We start from the raw sequence: 20,542 nt of genomic DNA on the forward strand, positions 1-20,542 counted from the left end.
AACCCATTGCCAGCTGTCACTCTATCAGGAGCGGACACGCACATCTACCTCTTGAGTCGCTCAATCTCCTGACGGATTTGTTCAACCACTTCTTTGTTACTGATTTCTTCTTTTTGACTAAACACTACGAATACTTTACCCCCATATTCAGCTTCGAAGTCAGCGAAGCTGGCCTTCATCCTCTCAGATGGTGAATAATTAGCAAAACTGAATTTCGCTGTGACTGGCTTAATCTGAATGCCGAATGCTCTATCACCTATTCTTGCCAAATAATCAATATCACCGGCGTGATCCAACTCTGCATCACTCTCTTGAAAAATCACATCTGGGAAGAGCTTTGCCAATCCATCGTTGACCACCGACTTCTCCCGCAGAAAACCGTCAAAGGTTCTATTAATAGTAAGATTGTAAATATAGTCATCGCAGTCCTGACGCGTCAAGTGTCGGAACGCTGCTTGCCACTCGGGAATCACTACTGCTGTTATCTTTTCATATAATCTCTCGCCCAACTCCCGCAGGCTCTCACGGGTTACTTTGGTTGGCGTTTTGGCTGCTGTGTATGCCTTTTCGAAATACCACTCTTCCCATTCCTCAATCGTCCCTGGTTGACAGTCTCTTATAAGGGCCATCACAGTACCAACTTTGTTGGGTCGCGATAATTGATAAGTTTGACAAGCATAGTTCAGAACTTTCTCTTTCTTGCCAAACTCCATTGAGTACTTCCGCGTATTATCCATTTGCTTCTTCCGCCATTTTCTGAAACCTGTTTTTGAACTTGTAATCCATATTGTTGTCCACATCTACCAGTCCTGCTTTGATTAGGTGGGCATTGATAAAAGTCCTATTTTTCAAATACAAATAACACTGCAAATTGCCATCGCCATGATACTTACAGGCATCAAACTTCAAGAAGACCTTCTGTCCGGTTGTTCTCTCAATCAGGAATTGTACAGCCTGTCCATGAACTGATTTCTTCTCCCTAATACCGAGTAACCGAACAAGCAAGCCGTTGTCGAGTTTTAGCATCTCGGGGCTGATTACTTCTTTGATGGAAAAGTACTTCTCTGGATCTCCGCCGTCCTTGTCAATTCTCGATCCGAATTGGAGTTTCTTAGGATCAATCTTCTTGTCGAGACTATGTGGATCTTTGAAGAGATAAGGTAGTCCTTCAATCTCTCCCGACAAGTCGGAGCTCACACTGTCTTTCAGAAATACAAACTCGGTTCCCGCTATATCGGTCTGTGATATATTCAGCTTTCTTTCTATAATCGGAATGAATTCAGGGTTTATTTCATACCCGACGGAATTGCGACCAAGATTATGGGCCGCCAGCGATGTAGTCCCACTACCGAGGAACGGGTCCAGTACTGTATCACCAATAAAAGCAAACATCTTGATCAACCGCGACGGCAATTCCTCTGGAAACATTGCGATATGACCATCCTGTTTTGCGCCCGCAAAATACCAGTGGCCGGAGAAGTAAGTATTCCACTCTTCCTTGGTCATTGCGGAAAGTTCCTTTTGTTCTTTTGTTGGCTTCGGGGGTTTGCCCTGCTTCTTGAAGAGGAGAATAAATTCATAGTCAAGCTTTAGAATCCCGTTTCTCGGATAAGGGAAACTCCCCATGATAGTCGCACCACCTGTGGTATTAGTTGTTGTAACTTTCTGCCAGATTATTGCTCCCATGTAATCGAAACCAATGATCTCACAGAATTTGATTATCTCGGTGCGAATTGGGATTACCTTATATCGTCCATAATAGACTGATCGAGCGAATTGGTCTCCGACATTTATGCAAAGCCGACAGCCGGGATGCAATACCCTATGACATTCGTTCCAGACGAGATTCATGTTGTTTATGTAGCTCTCATAAGACTCGTAATAGCCGATCTGGTTCACCACTCCATAGTCTTTCAATTGCCAGTACGGCGGTGATGTGATTATCAGATGGACAGATTCGTCTGATAGCAGATTCATTTGCCTACTATCGCCATCGACTATTCTGTGTGTGGTTCTCAACTCCTGCCTCCATTGCGATAGCTATTCTGTTGTGTCGCCGCGCTCTTCCCGCTCAAATCTCTCGGCTACACGCAGGATAACATCCGAGTTAAAGCCTCGGTACCGCAGAAAATTGTGAATTTTCCGTTGTGTGTCAACCCAATTCTCCTGCATTAGCCTCTGCCTGCGGCCTAATAGCAGCTTGAACGCGAGCTCCGCTTCGTCCGTTCCATCGAGTTTCTCACGCACAACCGCTTCGGCCGTCTCTTTGTCAACGCCTTTGGATCGAAGCTCTATCACGAGAAGTCGCCCGCTGCGAGGTTTGAGCCTAAGCCTGGTCTCAACCCAGCTCTCCGCGAATTTCCGGTCGCCGAGCAGGTCTTTACCACAAAATTCCTTGACCAATGCCTCAATATCTGATCGGGAAAACCCTCTCTGCCTCAGTTTGTCCGCAAGTTCCTTCACAGAATGTGGCCTGCGGGAGAGGAGTCTGTACGCAGTGTCACGCAGCTTGCGTTCGTCAAGGGCAGCCGCAAGACTCTCATATTCGGATGACGAGAGCTTTCTCCCCTGCTGAAGTCCGAAGTTGGCGATCAGATCTGCGGTAAGAGAGACGAGAAATTTTCCGTCCACGTAGACGGAGTATCTGCCCTGAACTCTCTTCGAAGGCTTGATCGACGTTACTACATGGCTTGATTCGGACACCGGCTATTCGTCACCATTGTCGTCCGGACCGCTCGTAGTTGCAGGAGTACTGAACATGGCTTCACGCACCTGAGCAGCTATCTTATCTCTCAACTCGATGTTCTCCGCCAAGAAAGCCTTCACATTTTCACGGCCCTGTCCGAGTCTGTCGCCACCAAACGAGTACCATGCACCTGATTTGTCGATAATGTTGTGCTTCGCTCCAATGTCGACAAGCTCGCCTTCAAGTGATATCCCATGACCATAAATGATATCGAATTCGGTATCACGGAACGGGGGTGCCACCTTATTCTTGACGACACGAACCCTCGTGCGCGAACCGATCACTTGATCGCCATCCTTGAGAGCGGCGATTCGTCGAATATCGAGCCGTACAGACGAGTAGAACTTGAGAGCATTGCCGCCTGTCGTGGTCTCCGGATTTCCGAACATCACACCGATCTTCATTCTGATCTGATTGATGAACAGCAGGCTGGTGCGCGATTTCGATACAGTGCCGGTCAATTTCCTAAGAGCCTGAGACATCAGCCGCGCCTGCAGTCCCATGTGCGCGTCTCCCATTTCTCCCTCTATTTCCGCTCTCGGAACAAGAGCCGCGACCGAATCGATCACCACAAGATCGACCGCACCCGATCTGACAAGCGTATCGGCTATTTCGAGCGCTTGCTCTCCGTTATCAGGCTGTGAAATCAGAAGATTGTTCGTGTCGACACCGAGAGCTTTGGAGTAGGCCGCATCAAGCGCATGCTCGGCATCAATGAACGCTGCAATACCTCCCGTTTTCTGAGCCTCCGCGATAATGTGCAGCGCAAGAGTGGTCTTGCCGGAGGCCTCAGGACCGTAGATTTCAATAACCCTTCCTCGCGGTATTCCACCGACTCCGAGCGCGAAATCCAGCCCGATTGAGCCGGTTGGGATCACCTGCAGCCCCTCTACGCGCTGGTCCGAGCCGAGTAGCATGATCGAGCCTTTACCGAACTGTCGCTCGATTTGCACTAATGCCTGATCCAGTGCTTTCTTCTTATCCGGCATTGCCGAACTCCCCATTTTGATCCCTCCCATTCTAAGGCGTGAGTTCAAATATTTTCAATGGAGTATAGACAGGTCCCTGTGGGCGAAGCACGCTCTGATGGAGCACAAAACCCGACACTTTCGCCGACGAGGACGCGAAGTCGATTTTCGATAGATCTCTTGTCAATGTCTCCACGTTTCTGTTATCCTTGACCCTTCCGATGGTCAGATGCCCCGAAAATTTCCTCTTTTCGGGAGCGAAACCGAACGGTTCGACTGCCCTCTCGACGTCCCTCGAAAGATCTCTGAGACCGTCGTAACCATCATCGATCCCGACCCAGATCACACGAGGCCTTTGCACATTTGGAAAGCAGCCGAGATTTCTGAGTGACAGATCAAACGGCTGAATTCCGCTCACTGCATCGGCGATCGCAGCGTACATGTCCGGCAGGGCCTTCTCGTCGGTATCTCCGAGAAACTTGAGGGTCACATGCAAATTGCTGACTTCGACCCACTTAATCCGAACATCATAATCTCTCAACTTGCCGATCACTTTCCCGACCTCGGCACGCTGGTCATCGGATATATTTACGGCAACAAACGCCCGAATCATATCATTTTCCAAGGAGTTTTAGCCGAAGCATGTTCAATAGGACGGAAGTTGATCTCGTTCGGATTATATCCCGGTCGCCTGAGAATGATCGTCGTTGCACAGTCGTACCATTTATGTCAGCCACCGCCAGGTAAACCAGCCCTACCGGCTTGCCCTCTGTGCCGCCCCCGGGACCGGCAGTACCGGTCGATGCCAGTGCATAATCGGTTCCGGCCGCATCACGCATTCCGGCAGCCATTTCACGGCAAACCGGCTCCGATACCGCCCCATACTGCTCTATGCTCGTTTCTTTCACTCCGAGATACTTGATCTTTGCCTCATTGGAGTAGGTAACGACACCCTCCATGAAGTACTCCGAACTTCCCGGGATATCGGTCAGCATTTTGGCCATCATTCCACCTGTGAATGACTCGGCGACCGCAATCGTGGCCTTCTTCTTCTTCAGAAGAGAGGTCACATTCTCAAGCAGGCTCTCGTTCTCTGTCGAGAAGACATGCTCTTTGACAATTTCGTATAGCCTCTTGAAGTTCTCATTTAATACGGATTCAACCGCTGCTCGATCCTCGCCATCGGCACGCAGCCGCAATACCACACCCGCATACGAGGGGAGAAATGCCAACCTGACATTCTCAGGAACGAACCCGCCCTCGCTCAGCTTCTCAGCGAGCCTCGACTCGGGTATGCTGATTGTTGAGATGTTCTTGAAGCGGATCACACGTCCCGTACCCCTTTTCTCCAGATAAGGAATCAGGGAATGGACAAGTATGGCTTCCATCTCTGAGGGAACCCCCGCCATGGCGCAGAAGACCTTTCCGTCGCGATCATATAGAATACCCGGAGCTGTCCCAAGCGGATTGTACAACAATGTCGCACCTCGAGGCTGCATGCAAAGCCTTTTGCCGGTGTGAGACATAGCAGCTCCGAGTTGCCTGTAGCGCTCCTTGAGCGCCGCAAGCGTCTCCTTGTGCTCGACCAACCGCTCACCAAATACCTCACAGATGACTTCCTTGGTGATGTCGTCATCCGTTGGTCCAAGACCACCCGTTGTGATGACTACATCGCAGTCCTCGAGTGCCTGTGTGATCTCGCGCTTTATGTCCGATCGTTCGTCACCTACCGAGCAGCGCTTCGTGACATCAATGCCGATAAACATGAGCCCCTTCGCGATGTAAGCAGCGTTGGTATCGATAGTGGCGCCAGAAAGAATTTCGTCACCGATTGTTATGATTATCGCATTCATAAGGTCTTAGTAAAGTGGACTACAACCTGCAAGAGAATATTCGCATAAACCCCCGCGGCAACGTCATCTGCGGTCACTCCCCAGCCAGACGGCAATGATTCGAATTTCCGCGCAGGATAAAGTTTCAGAACATCCATAGCGCGAAACAACACGAATCCCAATAGATAATAATACCAAACTCGCGGCACAAAAACAAGAGTTACCAGCATTCCGGCGACCTCATCGATCACAATCGGCTTTGCATCATGACCAAATTCTTTCTCAGCAAGCGATGCCACAACTACTGAAATCGCAATTACACCGGCTGTTATCAGGATCTGAAATTGAACATCGACTCCAAATACGAAAATAGCCAATGCAAGACCGGGAAGAGTCCCCCAAGTGCCGGGGATTATCGGCATCTCACCCGTGTAACATCCTGTCGCCAAGAATCTTATGATACTCTTCATTACCAGAGTGTACCTTTCAAGAGATAGAAGTTCTTTACAAGATAGTCTACGCCGGTCCAGACTGTCACCGCCATCGTGACAAACAGCATGGTGTCAAAAGCCGTGATGACCATTGGATCTGTGAATATTCCCCAATTCGCGCCCCAGATGGGAAGAAATGTCTTCAGATTTATAAATACGAGGATCACACCGACCGCAATCATCTGCAGAAAAGTCTTCACTTTTGCAAATCCGCTTGTGACAATCAGAACACCCTTGTATGCCGCCAGAGATCGCAGGCCGGTGATGAAGAAATCGCGCACGATTATCGGCAGCACCATCCAGAGTTTGGCATACCCGAGCGCGATAAATGCTATCAGAGCTGATGAGATCAGAATCTTGTCAGCAAGTGGGTCCATGAATTTCCCGAACCCGGTGGTGATATTGTACTTCCGGGCCAGCCAGCCATCAACCAGATCGGTAAGCGCCGCCAAAATGAATATGATCAGAGCCGTAAACCTGGTGTAAACATTGTCGATCAGGAAGAGAAATACGAATACAGGGGCAAGAAACACCCTGATCAATGTTAGACGATTGGGCCAGTTCATAATAGCATCTGAAAATCGTTAAGCTACCCCAAAACAGAGTCCATGTCAATTGGTTTGTGAGAATGGCCTCATACCAAACCCTCGGTAACATCCTGATATGAGGCAAGGCGTAGCTCAAGGACATGCGGAGAGAGCGGTCGATACGGATAGATACGGAGCTATGCAAATGCGCCGTCAGGAATCCCTTCCTGACGGACTCTAATGCGTGAGCCGCAGACCTGCCGGCCCGCCCGGGTTCGATTGCGCTTGCACCTTCCAGCGGTCTCTTTATATTTGCGATAAGAAAGAAACAGTATTGATTACAGAGATGATAAAACGATTCGAAATGGCTGCTAAACTTTCGATCAGTATTCTGCTGCTCCTGCTCATTTGCAGTCGCCCATGTCTATCGCAGGACACAGTCTGGCAGGAGATCGATAAGGGCATCGAGGTGTCCCGTTTCAAGTCACCGGCTGCATTGGTGAATCCCGACATCACAGTCCTGCGCATCAACCCTGCTCTCTGGGATATGAAGCTTATCACGAGAGCGCAGTCAGAAGAACGTTTTAACCTCACTGCGAAAGAATGGTGCGAGAAGCTCAATCTGACAGCCGCAATCAATGCCGGCATGTTTCATCAGGACTATGTCAGACATGTGGGATACTTGAAGACGAGGGATTTCGTTCACGACTCGCTGGTCAATCAGTACAAATCTGTAGCGGCGTTCGATCCGCTAATGCCCGACTTGCCACGATTCCGGATGTTTGATCTTGATGAGTGCAGCGTTGATTCAATCACTCGAACGTATGCAACTCATGTGCAAAACCTCAGGCTGATAAAACGACCCGGTGAGAATCGATGGCAGCAGCAGGAGAAGAAATGGAGCGAGGCAGCCTTGGGTGAGGACAGCACCGGACGCATTCTGTTCATCATATGCCGCTCACCCTATTCGATGTACGACCTCAATGAAATACTCCTCTCGCTCCCGATCGATCTCATCTGCGCGCAGCATCTCGAGGGCGGCCCCGAAGCGCAGCTTTACATTAGGCACAACAAAACCGAGATTGACCTGTGCGGAAGCTTCGAAACCGGGTACGCAGAAAACGACAATAATCTCCAGGCCTGGCCCATCCCAAACATCATCGGTATCACGAAGAAGAAGTAAGTTCTCCGTGCGATATCTTCGACAGTCCGCAACATCTGGATACCGACTTTCGTCATTATGCCAACGCCATTGGCGTTGTCTCTGGTTGCATTCGGCCGCGATCATAGATCACGGCCACGATATATCGCATTGTAGCGTAAGCGTCGTCAGGAACCCTTTCCTGACGACTCTGTGAAACGCTATCGCATCCTTCGCGAGGAGCGGAGCGACGTGGCGATCTCTATCCCACCAGTTTCACAAACGGCTCGACGTCTTCCAGCACGCGGTTGACTGCATCATTCCAGAAGTCAGGCTTAGTTAGATCGACACCGAGATGCTTGCGACCAAGATCCTCGGTCGTCATGCTCCCCGTGTCGAGCAACAGATCGCGATATTTCGATGCGAACGCCTTCCCCTCTTTCTGCGCGCGATCATAGACACCACCCGCAAAGAGGAACCCGAAAGTATATGGGAAATTATAGAACGGCAATCCTGTCAGATAGAAATGCAGCTTCGATGCCCAGAACAACGGATGGCATCCATCAGGATCGAGCGTATCACCAAACGCCTCTTTCTGTGACTGCACCATCAACTCATCGAGCCGTTGCCGCGAAATGACACCATTCTTGCGCTCAGCATAGAACGCCTTGTCGAACAGGAATCGCGCGTAAAGGTTGCAGAACAGCACCTGCGCCCGCTGGAGCTTCTGATCGAGCAGCATCAACTGCTCATCGGCTCCGGCGGCGACTTTGAACGCAGCATCTGTCACAAGCAGCTCATTGAATATCGAGGCTGTCTCCGCAAGGTTGGCGGGATATTCTCTCGCGAATGGTGGCTTGTCCTTCAGCACCCAACTGTGATATGCATGTCCAAGCTCATGGGCGAGTGTCGACATATCGCCAAATGTATCAAGGTACGTCATAAATATTCGGCTCTGCTTCTTCGGGCCAAATCCGGTGCAAAACCCACCTCCCGCCTTGCCGGTCCGATTCTCAGCCTCGATCCATCGCTTCTCGAACGCCATCTGTGAAAACTCGGACATCTCATCGGAGAAGCCGGAAAGATGCTTGAAGATAAAATCGTGCGCATCATCGTACGTCATCTTCGATTCCGATTTCCCAACCGCTGCAGTCTGATCGTACCACATGAACTTATCCATGCCGAGAAGTTTCTTCTTCGCTTCGATATACGGCACAAGTTTCGGAACTCCATTGGCAACAGCAGTCCACATCGCATTGAGGGTATCCTCTTTCAATCGACCCATCACCAGCGGCTCATACAGCGGTGATTCCCAGTTACGATGTTTGTAGATCGACAGACGGAACCCGCCGAGTGAATTCAGGCACATTGCGGCATAGTCGGCACGAGTCTCCCATGATTCCTCAAGCTTCTCGAATGCCTGCTGACGGATCGACCGATCGGGACTGTCCATTTTGCTCGCAAGCTGGCCGAGAGAGACTGTCTCAGCCTTGCCATTTTCGGTAAACTGGACCCTAAGATCACCGGACATCTTGTCGTATAGCCGGTTCCAGGCATGAAAACCGTTAACCGCAAGCTCATTTGCAAACGACTCGAACTCCTCAGCCATCTTGTGCTTCGCATTGTCGCGGAGTTCGGTCAGGGAGAACTTGATTGTCGAAAGCGACGAATCTTCAAGAAGCGCGATCCAACTTGCATCATCCTGCTTGCGAGCAAGAGATTCGAGCCTCGTCTCGAGATTGCGCCATTCTGAGATGAGAACATCGGTCTCCTGAAGTATCTGCAGCGCCGGCTTGTCATCCACATCCTGAGCGGTCAGACACAATGCGAGCGAATAGGCAAGCCCAAGATTCTCGGATAGCCGCTGAAATTCCAGAATCGCAATCTTATACTGCTCTCTGCTCGAATCATCGAGTTTGTCCGGCAGAGCAGCAAACGACTTGCTTGCGGCGGCGAGGTCCTGTTTCAGTTTGTTACGGAATTCTTTGTATTCTGTCGAGTCTGATCCGCCCGGAAATATTGAATCGAGATCCCATTTCATGTTCAACTTGACAGCTGTATTACTCATTTCATTCTCCTTGATCGTCGCAGCAATATGTGCAGGAATCGATTGCCGAACAGGGCTGATTCCGATAGTGCCAGTGTGATAAGTATATAACAGAGAAAGCGCGAAATATCAAGCCAGTTCTGGAGATGGATACAGAGAGGCTACACGACCATCAGCACTAAAACCGTCACGAACCAGAGGAGGACATTGATCAGAAGTGGAAGGTCGGTCAGCATCAGCCTTGATGGCGAGCCCCCCTCGTCTTTCTTGTGGATGAGATACAGATACCGAAATATACCATATAATACGAATGGCACACTGATCTCGAGATGCTCCACGCCAAGTTTCTGCTCGACTTCCGGAGACAGTGTGTAGAACGTATACGCCATGACCGTCGAGGCGGTTACGACCGAAATCATCTGATCCAGGAAATATGTAGAGTAGTGCTCAAGTATCTTGCGGTGCTCGACTGCCACACCTTCGAGCGAACTGAGCTCATGCCGGCGTTTCCCGAACCCGAGGAACAGCGCCAGGAGTATCGTGCAGACAACCAGCCACGCCGATATCGGTACCGATATCGCAATACCGCCGCCGACAGCTCGTAGCACGAATCCCGCCGCAATAGTCATTACATCGAGGATCACAATATGCTTCAACACAAGTGAATAGAGTACGTTGAGTACGGTATATGACAACAAGATCACCAGCGTCAGCTCATTCATGACGAACCATGAGACAGCGATCGTGACAATGAGCAGAATTGCAGCGAGAACGAGCGCATTCTTCCGCGAGACGACTCCCGATGCGATGGGGCGTTTCGATTTGCGGGGATGAACCCGGTCCTTCTCGTAGTCGATGACGTCGTTGAAGAGATAAATCGAAGACGATACCATGCAGAATAACGCGAACATCACGAACGTCTTCTCGATCATCGGGATATCGAAGAAGTTCTTCGAGAAAACCAGTGCGCCAAAGACGATCAGGTTTTTGATCCATTGTTCCGGTCTGAGAGACCGGATCAGCCCTTTAGCGAGATTCATAGATCCAAAATACTCTTGTTATGTTCCAAACGGCAAGCTGTTTTCTATCGAGTCGTGGAACGTACTCAGGAAATCCCGGAGGATTCCGTCTGCGGCGGACTCATCTCCGTTCGGCGCCTCAGCGACAATCCTGATCAACGCGGCATCGGTCGGCCTGAACCGGAGGGAATTCACCATAAGATCAAGCTTCAATACATACTCATTGGTAAGCACACCTGATCGTGTGCGAAACCAGTAGTAGACAACTTGACGCATCCTCTTATTTCCGATCAGGACACGATTGACCGACATTTTCGTCCCGTTGATATCGATTTCGACCGGATGCATCTCGAGCAGTCCCCAGCCACCTCCAGGGAGGCAATGCCGAGGCGAGTGAATCTGAGAACCGTACTTCTGATCCTCGAAATATCCGATGAAGAGCGTTGTCAAATTGCGTTTGGAATCTTTGTAACTCCGGCCGGTCGTATTGGTCGCTTGCAGCACCTCGAGAGTGAAATCGGAAAGAGGATATTCCTTGCCGATCCATCCACCCGCATCCAGCGGTATTTTGCTGAAGTCGGATGGTCTATCGGGGCTCACTCGATAGAACCTGAGTACAAGCGCCAGCGCACCCGACAGAATCAAGAGCGCTACGATTAAAGAGTATTTACCGGTGATTTTTTCCATCTAAGTATTGAACTCACAATAAACAACATTATCATCGAAAAAAGAAATACCAACATTCCAGACATCTCATGCAAAATGCCATCAACGAAGTCCTCGCTTATCGCGTAAGTTCCGACAGTCGTGAATGTGATCCGCACAACATTCCCAAGAATCGCTATCGGTATGGTTGATGCAAACAGTATCAGTGCTTTGATCCTGGTCTCTTGTGTGAAATATGCGAGCAGCGCTCCAAGTGCCAGCAGCGATACAATCGATCTCAGCCCGCTGCAGGCTTCAGCGACTTCCAGCGCCTGACCACCCGGGATATAGAGCACATTGCCTAGACGCACCAGCGGCAGCCCGATGAAGCCGAGTGCGAATGACGCTATCTTCGATGCGAACAACTGCATCGGGAATGTCAGCGAATAGTATATCACGTATGGAATCGGGATCATGAACAACATGAAAAAAAATGCGAACCAGATTTTGCGGAAGATCTGTGTTCCAAGCAGATAGAGCGCCAGCGATGCCAGCAACAGCACAAATGAGAAGCGAACGCTGAAATACTCCGCCCCTGCCGTCCCCACAATGAATATCGCCAGCGATACAAGGACACCAACAAATCCCCACATGTTCGTGGAGATGGGGGTCGAAGCCAGTTCTTCCCGCTGATGCCAGACAAACCAGATTGCAACAGGTATGATTAGAAATCCGTGCGAATAATTCGGGTCCTCGTACCAGTCCAGCCCCAAATCTGCAAGAACCGGCAGGTAGATAAGAATCACCAGCATCACTAAGAATAAAATCTTCGGATCGATCCTGATGTTGGTCTTGGATTTTGACGTTTCGGCTGCCTTGGCCATCCGCTTCCTAATTCGCCCGCGTGCGAGCCGGGGTCTTGGTTCTGAAATGCTCAACAGTTCGAGCCAGCCCCTCTCTGAAGTCAACATCTACATCAAAGCGTAATAGCTTCTTCGCCTTGGAGATATCCGCGACCGAATGTTTGATGTCACCCGGTTTCTCTGCCTCAAAGAGTGGCTCAGCATCGACGGCCGTAATATCCTTCAAAATGTCGAGGAGTTCAAGCAAATTAAAACGCTTACCGGCTGCAATGTTGATTGATTCGCCGACAGCATCATTCGACTTCGTGGCAAGGAGGTTTGCGGAGACTACATTGTCGATATATAGGAAATCGCGCGACTGCTCGCCATCACCGAAGATCCGCAGCTGATTGCCTGACAGCAAACACTCGATAAACTTCGGAATTACGGCAGAATAGTCGCTGTTCGGATCCTGGTACGGGCCAAAGATATTGAAATATCTCAGGCAAACGGTTTCGAGACCGAAAAGTTCACTGTATATCCGGCAGTAATGCTCACCAGCCAGCTTGGCAGCGGCATAGGGTGACAGCACTTTGAGCAGAGAGCATTCCGATTTCGGCAGATCAGGCAGATCGCCATAGACAGCCGCTGATGATGCGAACACAAGGCGCTCTATACCAGCTCGTTTCGATGCCTCGAGCACATTCAGAGTCCCGCCAATGTTCACCTCTGTTGATCCCACGGGGTCCTTGACCGAAAGTTCGACCGACGCAATCGCCGCCTGGTGAAGCACATAATCGACATTCTTCATCGCCTTGGCGACGGTTTCGAAGTCTCGGATATCACCTTCAATCAGCCTAATATCTTTACGAACCGCTTCGAGATTAGAGATTTTTCCACTTGAGAAGTTGTCGAGGACAGTAACCGTTTCGCCCATCGAGACTAATCTGGTCGCAATATTCGAGCCGACGAATCCAGCCCCACCCGTGATCAAATAGTGCATCTAACCTCCTGATAATCGACTTCTCTAATTATATCGACCATGATCCCGACATGTTGAGCCGAGTGGAAGTTTTCGATGATTTGCCCTCGCAAAGCCGATCAACAATATGAAGTTGTCAGCAATCTCCGATTACACATTCCGCTATTGAGTTTCTACAACACATACAGATGCAGTTGGTTCCCTCTCAATCGCCCGAGCCACGAATTTGTCCCTTAACTTCATGAAAATGAGACAATTGCGCCCTAAGACGCTGTATTCAGAGGTTTGAACCTTCTATGTGTACTGCTGCCGGATCGTTGCAACACTTCGCTCCTCATGATTACGAGGTCGAAGTCTATCATGATCTATACGACAAGCCCAAGGCTGTGAATCTTCACGCGCGAGCAATCATATCCCCGGATCGGCCGGTCTAATCGTCCTCTTCGGGCGGTGCCTCCTCGGCTTCCTCGGCTTCCTCAGCTTCCTCAGCTTCTTCCGCTTCCTCATCTTGATCGGAGATGCCATTCGCATCTCCATCTCCGATCGAGACTCCGCTGTCGGGAACGAGTCTGGCAACATCGACCACAGAATCGCCTTTATCGAGACTTATGAGCGTCACTCCCTGAGTTGCCCTGCTGAGTGAACGTATCGCCCTGATAGCAGTTCTGATTATAATTCCGTTTTGAGTTATGATCATCAATTCATCATCCTCGACAACCTCTTTCACTGCCACTACCCGCCCGTTGCGCTCGGATGTCTTGATATTGATGATACCCTTACCGCCTCGATTTGTGATTCTGTAGTCATCTATCGATGAACGCTTTCCGTAGCCGTTTTCAGTAACCGTCATCAGCCACGACTGCCGCTTGATGACGACCATCGAGACGATGAAATCGCCTTCAGCGATATTGATACCCTTAACGCCGTATGCAGTACGGCCCATGGGCCTCACCTTATTCTCTGGGAAGCGGATCGCCTTGCCGTCATTCGATGCCAGCACGATATCATTGGTACCGTCGGTGATCGCCGCGTCAATCAGCTCATCTTCACCCGGTGTGATGTTTATCGCTTTGATGCCGTCCCGACGCGGATTCGAGAACGCCGTCAGGTCTGTCTTCTTCACGATTCCGTTCTTTGTCGCCATAACGACATAGAAACCGGGATCGAACCGCCGTACTGGCTGGAACGCACAGATGGTTTCATTCTCAGCAAGCTTAATCATGTTTGTCGCATGACGTCCCTTAGCGAGCCTTCCCCCCACCGGAATCTCATGCACTTTAATCCAGAAGCACTTGCCGTGTGTGGTGAAGAACATGATATAGTCATGGGTCGAGGCTATGAACAAGTGCTGGATGAAATCATCCTCTTTCTTCTCCATGCCGATTACACCGCGACCTCCGCGGTTCTGCTTGCGGTAGGATGATATCGAGAGCCTCTTTATGTAGCCGCCGTGAGTGATCGTAATGACCATGTCCTCTTCGGCGATCAGATCCTCAAGAGTTAGTTCCTCTTCCTCATCGGTGATCAGAGTCCGGCGCTCGTCGCCAAATCTGTCTTTCAGTTCGATCAATTCCTCACGGATCAACCCCATTCTCTTCGGGTATGAGGCGAGGATGCCTTTCAGCCGTTCAATCGTCTGAATCAGTTCGAGATACTCCTGCTCGATCTTCTCACGTTCGAGACCGGTCAACCGCTGCAGCCGCATGTCAAGAATTGCCTGTGCCTGAATTTCGGAGAGCTTGAACGTCTTCATCAAACCCTCTTTGGCATCGGCCGGTGTCTTTGAGGCCCTGATCAACGTGATAACAGCATCGATATTGTCGAGCGCGATCTTCAAACCTTCCAATATATGCGCCCGCCGCTCCGCCTCATCGAGTTCGAACTTGGTCCGGCGTGTAATCACCTCGTGGCGGTGCTTCAGGAATTGCTCCAGCATAATCCGGATTCCTGTCTGGCGCGGAATACCGTCGATCAGCGAGAGCATGTTGACACCGAATGTCGTCTGCATCTGAGTATGCTTGAAGAGCTGATTGAGAACAACCGTCGCCTGAGCGTCCCGCTTGAGCTCGACGACGATGCGCATGCCGTCGCGGTCAGATTCATCGCGAAGGTCGGCGATTCCCTCCAGCTTCTTGTCGCGCACAAGATCGGCTATCTTTTCGAGGAGATTGGTTTTATTGACCTGATACGGAATCTCTGTAACGATAATGAATTCTCTACCATTTTTCTGAATTTCCGTGTTAACCTTAGCGCGAACGAGCACATGTCCCTGACCGGTCAGGTAGGCTGTCCGAATGCCGTCGCGGCCATAAATTATCCCGCCGGTCGGGAAATCGGGTCCGGTCACGATCCCGAGAATGTCCTCTTCATCGCATTCGGGATCATCGATTATCTTGCAAAGCGCATCGATAACCTCGGTTATATTGTGCGGTGGGATATTCGTCGCCATGCCGACTGCGATACCGGATGATCCATTGCAGAGGAGATTCGGGAATCTGCCCGGCAGCACAACCGGCTCTTCACGAGTTTCGTCATAGTTTGGAACGAAATTGACCGTATTCTTCTTGATATCCTCGAGCATCTCGACCGCAATTGGGGTCAGCCGCGCCTCGGTGTATCGCATCGCGGCGGCGTTGTCACCATCTATCGACCCGAAGTTCCCCTGTCCGTCGACGAGCGGATACCGCATGCTGAAATCCTGCGCCATTCGGACAAGAGTCGGATAGACTACCTGCTCGCCATGAGGATGGTAGTTGCCGGAGGTATCGCCGGCGATCTTTGCGCATTTACGATATGGCCGTCCCGGCACGAGGTTAAGATCGTTCATCGCGATCAGGACCCGCCGGTTGGATGGCTTCAGTCCGTCGCGGATATCGGGCAATGCTCTCGCGGTAATGACAGACATCGAATAGTCGAGATAACTCGACTTCATCTCGTCTTCAAGATAGATATCAACAATATTCTGCCGATCAGTAACCATAATCTATACCTCAGATATGATCCGTTTTCTAGTTCAATTGCGATCCTTCGGACAACCACTTACTGACTTCCTCAACCGAGGTCGAAATCTCGGAGCTAACTGCCAGTTCGCTGTCCTGTCGAATCTGTTCCAATGCATCGGGGAGTACGGCCGCGACGCTTTCCGTCAGCGATGATTTGGGTACTATACGGGCACAATTTGAAAGCGTATCGAGGGCACTACGGATCAAGTATAGCCAAGGAGGTTGAGTTCTGCCCTTTCTCACCTGCATTACTGTGGATAGGCAGAGAATAGCCGACTCGGCGGCGCGACTTACCAAGTCTACTCTGGGCTGTTCTCCAACCCTTGAGCTAACGTAATGACTCATCGCGATCGTCGCTTCCATGCTGTGGTGACTGGCTGATACTAGAACTTCCGAAATCTTCATTACCGTGTCGAGCCCGGAATCTACTTGTGTCTTGAGCGAGTCGATCGCTTTCTGTACCTGCAATTTGTGGAGTCTATTGAAAATCTGAATTACGCCAAAGATCAAGGCAATGTTTACGATTCCGACAATGATCGCCACAGTGCTGAGCTGAGAACTCATCGAATTCAGAGTTTCGCCATGGTGAACCCGATCATCCGCGAGCCGCTGTTCCCACAGCTCCCGCATCGCATGATCAGATAGCGAATCCGCTACCCATAAAGTGTCAGTTCTTCCCTGCCCAGCTGTCAGTGATGGCAAGGACGAAGCTTCTTTGATTACAGACGGCGTGCCTCCCTCATCCTGCCCAATCACAACCGACGGCGCAACCGCAATCAGCGCGACCATCACCGCAGCGCATATCCAGCCACCCTTAAGCATCACATCTTTCCCCTTTCATACCTAGTACAGCGCGCAGCGTTGTCATGCCGACGAAAGTCGGTATCCAGAAGGCGTGCCTCAGAGCAAGACTGGATTGCGGTTTTCACCGCAATGACAGTCCCTGCGGGGCTGCCTTCATGACCACCGTACACTGATGAGTGTCCCTTCGCCCCTACAACGCCGCAGGCGTTGTCATGCCGACGAAAGTCGGTATCCAGAAGGTCTGCCTCAGAGCGAGACTGGATTGCGGTTTTCACCGGAATGACAGTCCCTGCGGGGCTGCCTTCTATCATGTCACATGAGACATGCTTCCCAACCATACTGCAGCGCAAAGCGCTGTTGTCATTGATATCGCCACACGTCAGCGACTTCCTCTTCATCAGACAGCGCGTAGCGCTGTCATACCGACGAAAGTCGGTATCCAGAAGGCGTGCCTCAGAGCAAGACTGGATTCCGGTTGCCACCGGAATGACAGCCCCTGCGCGGCTGTTCTCAATTCCGCCACACGTTGGAGACTGCTTCTTCATCAGACAGCGCACAGTGCTGTCATGCCGACGAAAGTCGGTATCCAGAAGGCGTGCCTCAGAGCAAGACTGGATTCCGGTTTCCACCGGAATGACAGCCCCTGCGGGGCTGTTCTCAAGAGTGCCAAGTGCCACAGGTCGTTTCTTCATACTGCAGCGCGCAACGCTGTCATGCCGACGAAAGTCGGTATCCAGAAGGACTCCCTCGGAGCAAGACTGGATTCCGATTTTCATCGGTATGACAAATTCGAGGACAGTTTGAAATGACATCTCAGCTTTCTCCACAGATTTCAGGATACAAATCCCTCCACTCTGGGTTCATCTTCTCTATGAGCTCCAACTTCCACTGTCTCTTCCATTCTTTGATGCGCTTCTCCCTCAGAATCGCCTGCTGGATGTCTTCATGCACTTCGTAAAAGACCAGCTTGTCGATACCATACTTACTGGTGAACAAAGAACCCATCTTCTGCTTGTGCTCATATACACGCTTTATGAGATCGCCCGTGACTCCAGTATAGAGAGTTCCGTTTCTCTTATTGGCCATGATATAGACATAATACTGCGCCATTTCCCATCACTGGATTCCGATTTGCATCGGAATGACAGTCCCTGTCGGACTGTCCAAAACTCCATCACACATCCAGATTCCTGACATACCGGGCGTTCTCCTGGATAAACTGCCGGCGTGGTTCGACAGCATCCCCCATCAGCGTGGTGAACACCTCGTCAGCCTCCGCAGCCACACCAATCGTCACCTTCAGCAATGTCCGCGTCTCCGGGTCCATCGTCGTCTTCCAGAGCTGGTCGGCATTCATCTCACCGAGACCTTTGTATCGCTGCAGATGTACTCCCTGACGCCCCACCCGCTCGAGCACCCGATCGCGCTCCTCATCGCTGTAAGCATACGTCTCCTGCTTTCCCTTCTTGACCAGATACAACGGCGGCTGAGCGACATAAACATGACCATGACGAACAAGGTCGGTCATGTACCTGAACAGAAACGTCAGTATGAGCGTGCGAATATGCGAACCATCAACATCGGCGTCGGTCATGATGATGACCTTGCCGTAGCGCAGCTTCTCAAGATCGAACTCCTCACCACCGATGCCGGTGCCGAGCGCGCTGATCATAGTCCGAATCTCGACGTTGGATAGTATCTTATCGAGCCGCGCTTTCTCCACATTGAGAATCTTGCCGCGCAACGGAAGAATAGCCTGGAACCTGCGGTCCCTGCCCTGTTTGGCAGTGCCACCCGCTGAATCACCCTCTACAAGATATATCTCGGTGAGTTCGGGATCGCGCAGCGAACAATCCGCAAGCTTGCCCGGCAATGACCCCGATTCAAGAGCGGTCTTTCTGCGAGCGAGCTCTTTTGCCTTACGTGCGGCATTACGAGCCGAGGCTGCGCTTGACCCCTTGTCGATGATCCTTTTCGCCACCGGCGAATTCTCGTCGAGAAAATACGCTAGTTCCTCGCCGACCACCTGCTCGACTAATCCTTTTATTTCGGAATTGCCGAGCTTGGTCTTCGTCTGCCCTTCAAACTGTGGCTCGGGCACCTTGATCGAAATAACGGCAGTCAGTCCCTCCCTGACATCTTCACCTTGAAGGCCACCATTGCTGTTCTTTCCATTCTTGAGCAGGTTGTTCTTTGCGGCGTAGTTGTTTATGGTGCGCGTGAAAGCCGTCTTAAATCCAATCAGATGAGTTCCACCCTCGATCGTGTTGATGTTGTTTACATACGAGAAAATATTCTCGACATAGGAATCATTATGCTGCAGGGCGAACTCCATCTCTACACCTTCGCGAGAGGCAGAGAAAAATATCGGCTTTTTGTATAGAGGCGTTTTGTTCTGATTGAGCCACTCGACAAATGTCGTAATCCCTCCCTTGGCGAAGAAGAACTCCGATTTGTCCTTCGCGGCATCTGTGATCTGAATCTTGAGTCCCTTATTCAGGAATGCCAGTTCGCGCATTCGCGCTGCAAGCACGTCATACTTGAACACTATCTGGGGGAATATCTTGCTATCAGGCATAAATGTCGTCTTGGTGCCTGTCTGCTTGCGCTGACCTATCTTACGAAGGTCCTTCTCTGGCTTGCCTCTGTTGTATTTCTGATAATAGACATTGCCATCGCGGCATATTTCAACCTCGCACCACTCGGAAAGGGCGTTGACCACCGACACTCCAACTCCGTGAAGACCGCCGGAGACTTTGTAGGACGCATGATCGAACTTGCCACCGGCATGAAGCTTGGTCATCACCACTTCGAGTGCGGGCCTCTTCTCAGTCGGATGTTCATCAACTGGAATCCCGCGGCCATTATCCTCAACCGTTACACTGCCATCCGTATTGATCGTCACTCCAATCGAATCGCAGAAATCAGCGAGAGCCTCGTCGACCGAGTTATCGACAACTTCATACACAAGATGGTGCAGCCCTCTGGTACCGGTATCTCCGATATACATCGCCGGGCGCTTGCGCACAGCGTCGAGCCCCTTTAGAACCGTAATCGCTTTGGCATCATAACTGCCGCTCACGCCATTATTCTTGATGGCATCAGTGTTGCTCATATCTTGATCCTCGGTTGATTAGACGTTACACAGCCCGTGTCGTCACGCTAACGAAATCGAATGTCAGTGATGATCTTTTCGCCGAGTCGCTCATTCAGTTTCCGGATTATTTCCCATTTCATCATCACAAGTTCCTGTCGCCAGACAGAGTCCCTGACAATGACTTTCAATAATCCATTCTCAACACCTGCAACTTGCGTCACCCGATCAATGTCATCTCCAACTATCTCAGCCCAGACATGCGCGGCGCCAGCCTCTCTGACACGCTTATCGATCTTAAGAGACTTGAACAGACCACCTAAAGCGTCCTTGATTTTGACCGGCTTGGTCATGGGCAAAGTTCCCCTAACCCCTTATCATAACGGAAATTAAATCGATTTG

Annotated in this window: 20 protein-coding genes; 1 reads left to right on the forward strand and 19 read right to left on the reverse strand. The window is 50.7% G+C overall.

Annotated features, from left to right (window positions below; genetic code table 11):
- Nucleotides 1-44: 44 nt before the first annotated feature.
- The 8 genes from KKH67_04465 to pgsA all read right to left on the reverse strand — a co-directional run bounded on the left by KKH67_04465 (nucleotide 45) and on the right by pgsA (nucleotide 6,603).
- Nucleotides 45-713: an MjaI family restriction endonuclease gene (locus KKH67_04465; GenBank protein ID MBU1318432.1), complete on the reverse strand. Its 669-nt coding sequence runs from the start codon at nucleotides 711-713 to the stop codon at nucleotides 45-47.
- Nucleotides 714-729: 16 nt separating this feature from the next.
- Entirely contained in the window at nucleotides 730-1,977 is a 1,248-nt protein-coding gene (locus tag KKH67_04470) for a site-specific DNA-methyltransferase (protein ID MBU1318433.1), read from the reverse strand.
- Nucleotides 1,978-2,040: 63 nt separating this feature from the next.
- The gene (locus tag KKH67_04475; protein ID MBU1318434.1) at nucleotides 2,041-2,703 is read right to left on the reverse strand and encodes a recombination regulator RecX; all 663 of its coding nucleotides are present in this window, start codon (nucleotides 2,701-2,703) and stop codon (nucleotides 2,041-2,043) included.
- Nucleotides 2,704-2,706: 3 nt separating this feature from the next.
- Complete coding sequence (gene recA / locus KKH67_04480) at nucleotides 2,707-3,735, reverse strand: recombinase RecA (protein ID MBU1318435.1); 1,029 nt, start codon at nucleotides 3,733-3,735, stop codon at nucleotides 2,707-2,709.
- A 31-nt stretch (nucleotides 3,736-3,766) separates the two neighbouring features.
- Nucleotides 3,767-4,327 (reverse strand): RNA 2',3'-cyclic phosphodiesterase, encoded by a 561-nt coding sequence (gene thpR, locus KKH67_04485; protein MBU1318436.1) that lies wholly within the window; start codon nucleotides 4,325-4,327, stop codon nucleotides 3,767-3,769.
- A 1-nt stretch (nucleotide 4,328) separates the two neighbouring features.
- Nucleotides 4,329-5,567, reverse strand: a complete 1,239-nt coding sequence (locus KKH67_04490; GenBank protein ID MBU1318437.1) for a competence/damage-inducible protein A — start codon at nucleotides 5,565-5,567, stop codon at nucleotides 4,329-4,331.
- The gene (locus KKH67_04495; GenBank protein ID MBU1318438.1) at nucleotides 5,564-6,016 is read right to left on the reverse strand and encodes a phosphatidylglycerophosphatase A; all 453 of its coding nucleotides are present in this window, start codon (nucleotides 6,014-6,016) and stop codon (nucleotides 5,564-5,566) included. Before KKH67_04495 ends, KKH67_04490 begins: the two co-directional genes overlap by 4 nt.
- On the reverse strand, nucleotides 6,016-6,603 hold the full coding sequence (gene pgsA, locus KKH67_04500; protein ID MBU1318439.1) for a CDP-diacylglycerol--glycerol-3-phosphate 3-phosphatidyltransferase: 588 nt from the start codon (nucleotides 6,601-6,603) through the stop codon (nucleotides 6,016-6,018). Before pgsA ends, KKH67_04495 begins: the two co-directional genes overlap by 1 nt.
- A 325-nt stretch (nucleotides 6,604-6,928) precedes the next feature.
- On the opposite strand from pgsA, the gene KKH67_04505 reads away from it, so the two are divergent.
- The gene (locus KKH67_04505) at nucleotides 6,929-7,747 is read left to right on the forward strand and encodes a phosphodiester glycosidase family protein (protein ID MBU1318440.1); all 819 of its coding nucleotides are present in this window, start codon (nucleotides 6,929-6,931) and stop codon (nucleotides 7,745-7,747) included.
- A 220-nt stretch (nucleotides 7,748-7,967) separates the two neighbouring features.
- On the opposite strand, the gene KKH67_04510 is transcribed toward KKH67_04505, so the two are convergent.
- The 11 genes from KKH67_04510 to KKH67_04560 form a co-directional block, all read right to left on the reverse strand.
- The gene (locus tag KKH67_04510; GenBank protein ID MBU1318441.1) at nucleotides 7,968-9,773 is read right to left on the reverse strand and encodes a M3 family oligoendopeptidase; all 1,806 of its coding nucleotides are present in this window, start codon (nucleotides 9,771-9,773) and stop codon (nucleotides 7,968-7,970) included.
- A 140-nt stretch (nucleotides 9,774-9,913) separates the two neighbouring features.
- Entirely contained in the window at nucleotides 9,914-10,792 is an 879-nt protein-coding gene (locus tag KKH67_04515) for a decaprenyl-phosphate phosphoribosyltransferase (protein ID MBU1318442.1), read from the reverse strand.
- An 18-nt stretch (nucleotides 10,793-10,810) separates the two neighbouring features.
- Nucleotides 10,811-11,458 (reverse strand): EpsI family protein, encoded by a 648-nt coding sequence (locus tag KKH67_04520; GenBank protein MBU1318443.1) that lies wholly within the window; start codon nucleotides 11,456-11,458, stop codon nucleotides 10,811-10,813.
- The gene (locus KKH67_04525) at nucleotides 11,428-12,300 is read right to left on the reverse strand and encodes an exosortase/archaeosortase family protein (protein ID MBU1318444.1); all 873 of its coding nucleotides are present in this window, start codon (nucleotides 12,298-12,300) and stop codon (nucleotides 11,428-11,430) included. The genes KKH67_04520 and KKH67_04525 overlap by 31 nt, the downstream gene beginning before the upstream one ends.
- Before the next feature lie 7 nt (nucleotides 12,301-12,307).
- Nucleotides 12,308-13,261: an SDR family oxidoreductase gene (locus tag KKH67_04530; GenBank protein MBU1318445.1), complete on the reverse strand. Its 954-nt coding sequence runs from the start codon at nucleotides 13,259-13,261 to the stop codon at nucleotides 12,308-12,310.
- Between the two features lie 409 nt (nucleotides 13,262-13,670).
- Nucleotides 13,671-16,220, reverse strand: a complete 2,550-nt coding sequence (gene gyrA, locus KKH67_04535) for a DNA gyrase subunit A (protein ID MBU1318446.1) — start codon at nucleotides 16,218-16,220, stop codon at nucleotides 13,671-13,673.
- A 28-nt stretch (nucleotides 16,221-16,248) separates the two neighbouring features.
- Entirely contained in the window at nucleotides 16,249-17,064 is an 816-nt protein-coding gene (locus KKH67_04540) for a hypothetical protein (GenBank protein ID MBU1318447.1), read from the reverse strand.
- On the reverse strand, nucleotides 17,064-17,858 hold the full coding sequence (locus KKH67_04545; GenBank protein MBU1318448.1) for an autotransporter adhesin family protein: 795 nt from the start codon (nucleotides 17,856-17,858) through the stop codon (nucleotides 17,064-17,066). Before KKH67_04545 ends, KKH67_04540 begins: the two co-directional genes overlap by 1 nt.
- 1 nt (nucleotide 17,859) lies before the next feature.
- Nucleotides 17,860-18,156, reverse strand: coding sequence for a GIY-YIG nuclease family protein (locus KKH67_04550; GenBank protein MBU1318449.1), 297 nt, complete (start codon nucleotides 18,154-18,156; stop codon nucleotides 17,860-17,862).
- A 64-nt stretch (nucleotides 18,157-18,220) separates the two neighbouring features.
- Entirely contained in the window at nucleotides 18,221-20,161 is a 1,941-nt protein-coding gene (gyrB, locus tag KKH67_04555) for a DNA topoisomerase (ATP-hydrolyzing) subunit B (protein ID MBU1318450.1), read from the reverse strand.
- A 47-nt stretch (nucleotides 20,162-20,208) separates the two neighbouring features.
- Complete coding sequence (locus KKH67_04560; protein ID MBU1318451.1) at nucleotides 20,209-20,493, reverse strand: DUF721 domain-containing protein; 285 nt, start codon at nucleotides 20,491-20,493, stop codon at nucleotides 20,209-20,211.
- Between the last annotated feature and the right edge of the window lie 49 nt (nucleotides 20,494-20,542).

This window comes from Candidatus Zixiibacteriota bacterium (assembly GCA_018820315.1).
Taxonomy (GTDB): Bacteria; Zixibacteria; MSB-5A5; order JAABVY01; family JAHJOQ01; genus JAHJOQ01.

What these genes read in the sequence shown, in the direction of transcription:
- KKH67_04540 (MBU1318447.1), bottom strand. Translation starts at nt 17,064, where the DNA reads ATGCTTAAGGGTGGCTGGATATGCGCTGCGGTGATGGTCGCGCTGATT.
- KKH67_04530 (MBU1318445.1), bottom strand. Translation starts at nt 13,261, where the DNA reads ATGCACTATTTGATCACGGGTGGGGCTGGATTCGTCGGCTCGAATATT.
- KKH67_04490 (MBU1318437.1), bottom strand. Translation starts at nt 5,567, where the DNA reads ATGAATGCGATAATCATAACAATCGGTGACGAAATTCTTTCTGGCGCC.
- KKH67_04560 (MBU1318451.1), bottom strand. Translation starts at nt 20,493, where the DNA reads ATGACCAAGCCGGTCAAAATCAAGGACGCTTTAGGTGGTCTGTTCAAG.
- KKH67_04550 (MBU1318449.1), bottom strand. Translation starts at nt 18,156, where the DNA reads ATGGCGCAGTATTATGTCTATATCATGGCCAATAAGAGAAACGGAACT.
- KKH67_04510 (MBU1318441.1), bottom strand. Translation starts at nt 9,773, where the DNA reads ATGAGTAATACAGCTGTCAAGTTGAACATGAAATGGGATCTCGATTCA.
- KKH67_04465 (MBU1318432.1), bottom strand. Translation starts at nt 713, where the DNA reads ATGGAGTTTGGCAAGAAAGAGAAAGTTCTGAACTATGCTTGTCAAACT.
- KKH67_04495 (MBU1318438.1), bottom strand. Translation starts at nt 6,016, where the DNA reads ATGAAGAGTATCATAAGATTCTTGGCGACAGGATGTTACACGGGTGAG.
- pgsA (MBU1318439.1), bottom strand. Translation starts at nt 6,603, where the DNA reads ATGAACTGGCCCAATCGTCTAACATTGATCAGGGTGTTTCTTGCCCCT.
- KKH67_04470 (MBU1318433.1), bottom strand. Translation starts at nt 1,977, where the DNA reads ATGAATCTGCTATCAGACGAATCTGTCCATCTGATAATCACATCACCG.
- KKH67_04520 (MBU1318443.1), bottom strand. Translation starts at nt 11,458, where the DNA reads ATGGAAAAAATCACCGGTAAATACTCTTTAATCGTAGCGCTCTTGATT.
- KKH67_04545 (MBU1318448.1), bottom strand. Translation starts at nt 17,858, where the DNA reads ATGTCATTTCAAACTGTCCTCGAATTTGTCATACCGATGAAAATCGGA.
- gyrA (MBU1318446.1), bottom strand. Translation starts at nt 16,220, where the DNA reads ATGGTTACTGATCGGCAGAATATTGTTGATATCTATCTTGAAGACGAG.
- KKH67_04525 (MBU1318444.1), bottom strand. Translation starts at nt 12,300, where the DNA reads ATGGCCAAGGCAGCCGAAACGTCAAAATCCAAGACCAACATCAGGATC.
- gyrB (MBU1318450.1), bottom strand. Translation starts at nt 20,161, where the DNA reads ATGAGCAACACTGATGCCATCAAGAATAATGGCGTGAGCGGCAGTTAT.
- KKH67_04515 (MBU1318442.1), bottom strand. Translation starts at nt 10,792, where the DNA reads ATGAATCTCGCTAAAGGGCTGATCCGGTCTCTCAGACCGGAACAATGG.
- recA (MBU1318435.1), bottom strand. Translation starts at nt 3,735, where the DNA reads ATGCCGGATAAGAAGAAAGCACTGGATCAGGCATTAGTGCAAATCGAG.
- thpR (MBU1318436.1), bottom strand. Translation starts at nt 4,327, where the DNA reads ATGATTCGGGCGTTTGTTGCCGTAAATATATCCGATGACCAGCGTGCC.
- KKH67_04505 (MBU1318440.1), top strand. Translation starts at nt 6,929, where the DNA reads ATGGCTGCTAAACTTTCGATCAGTATTCTGCTGCTCCTGCTCATTTGC.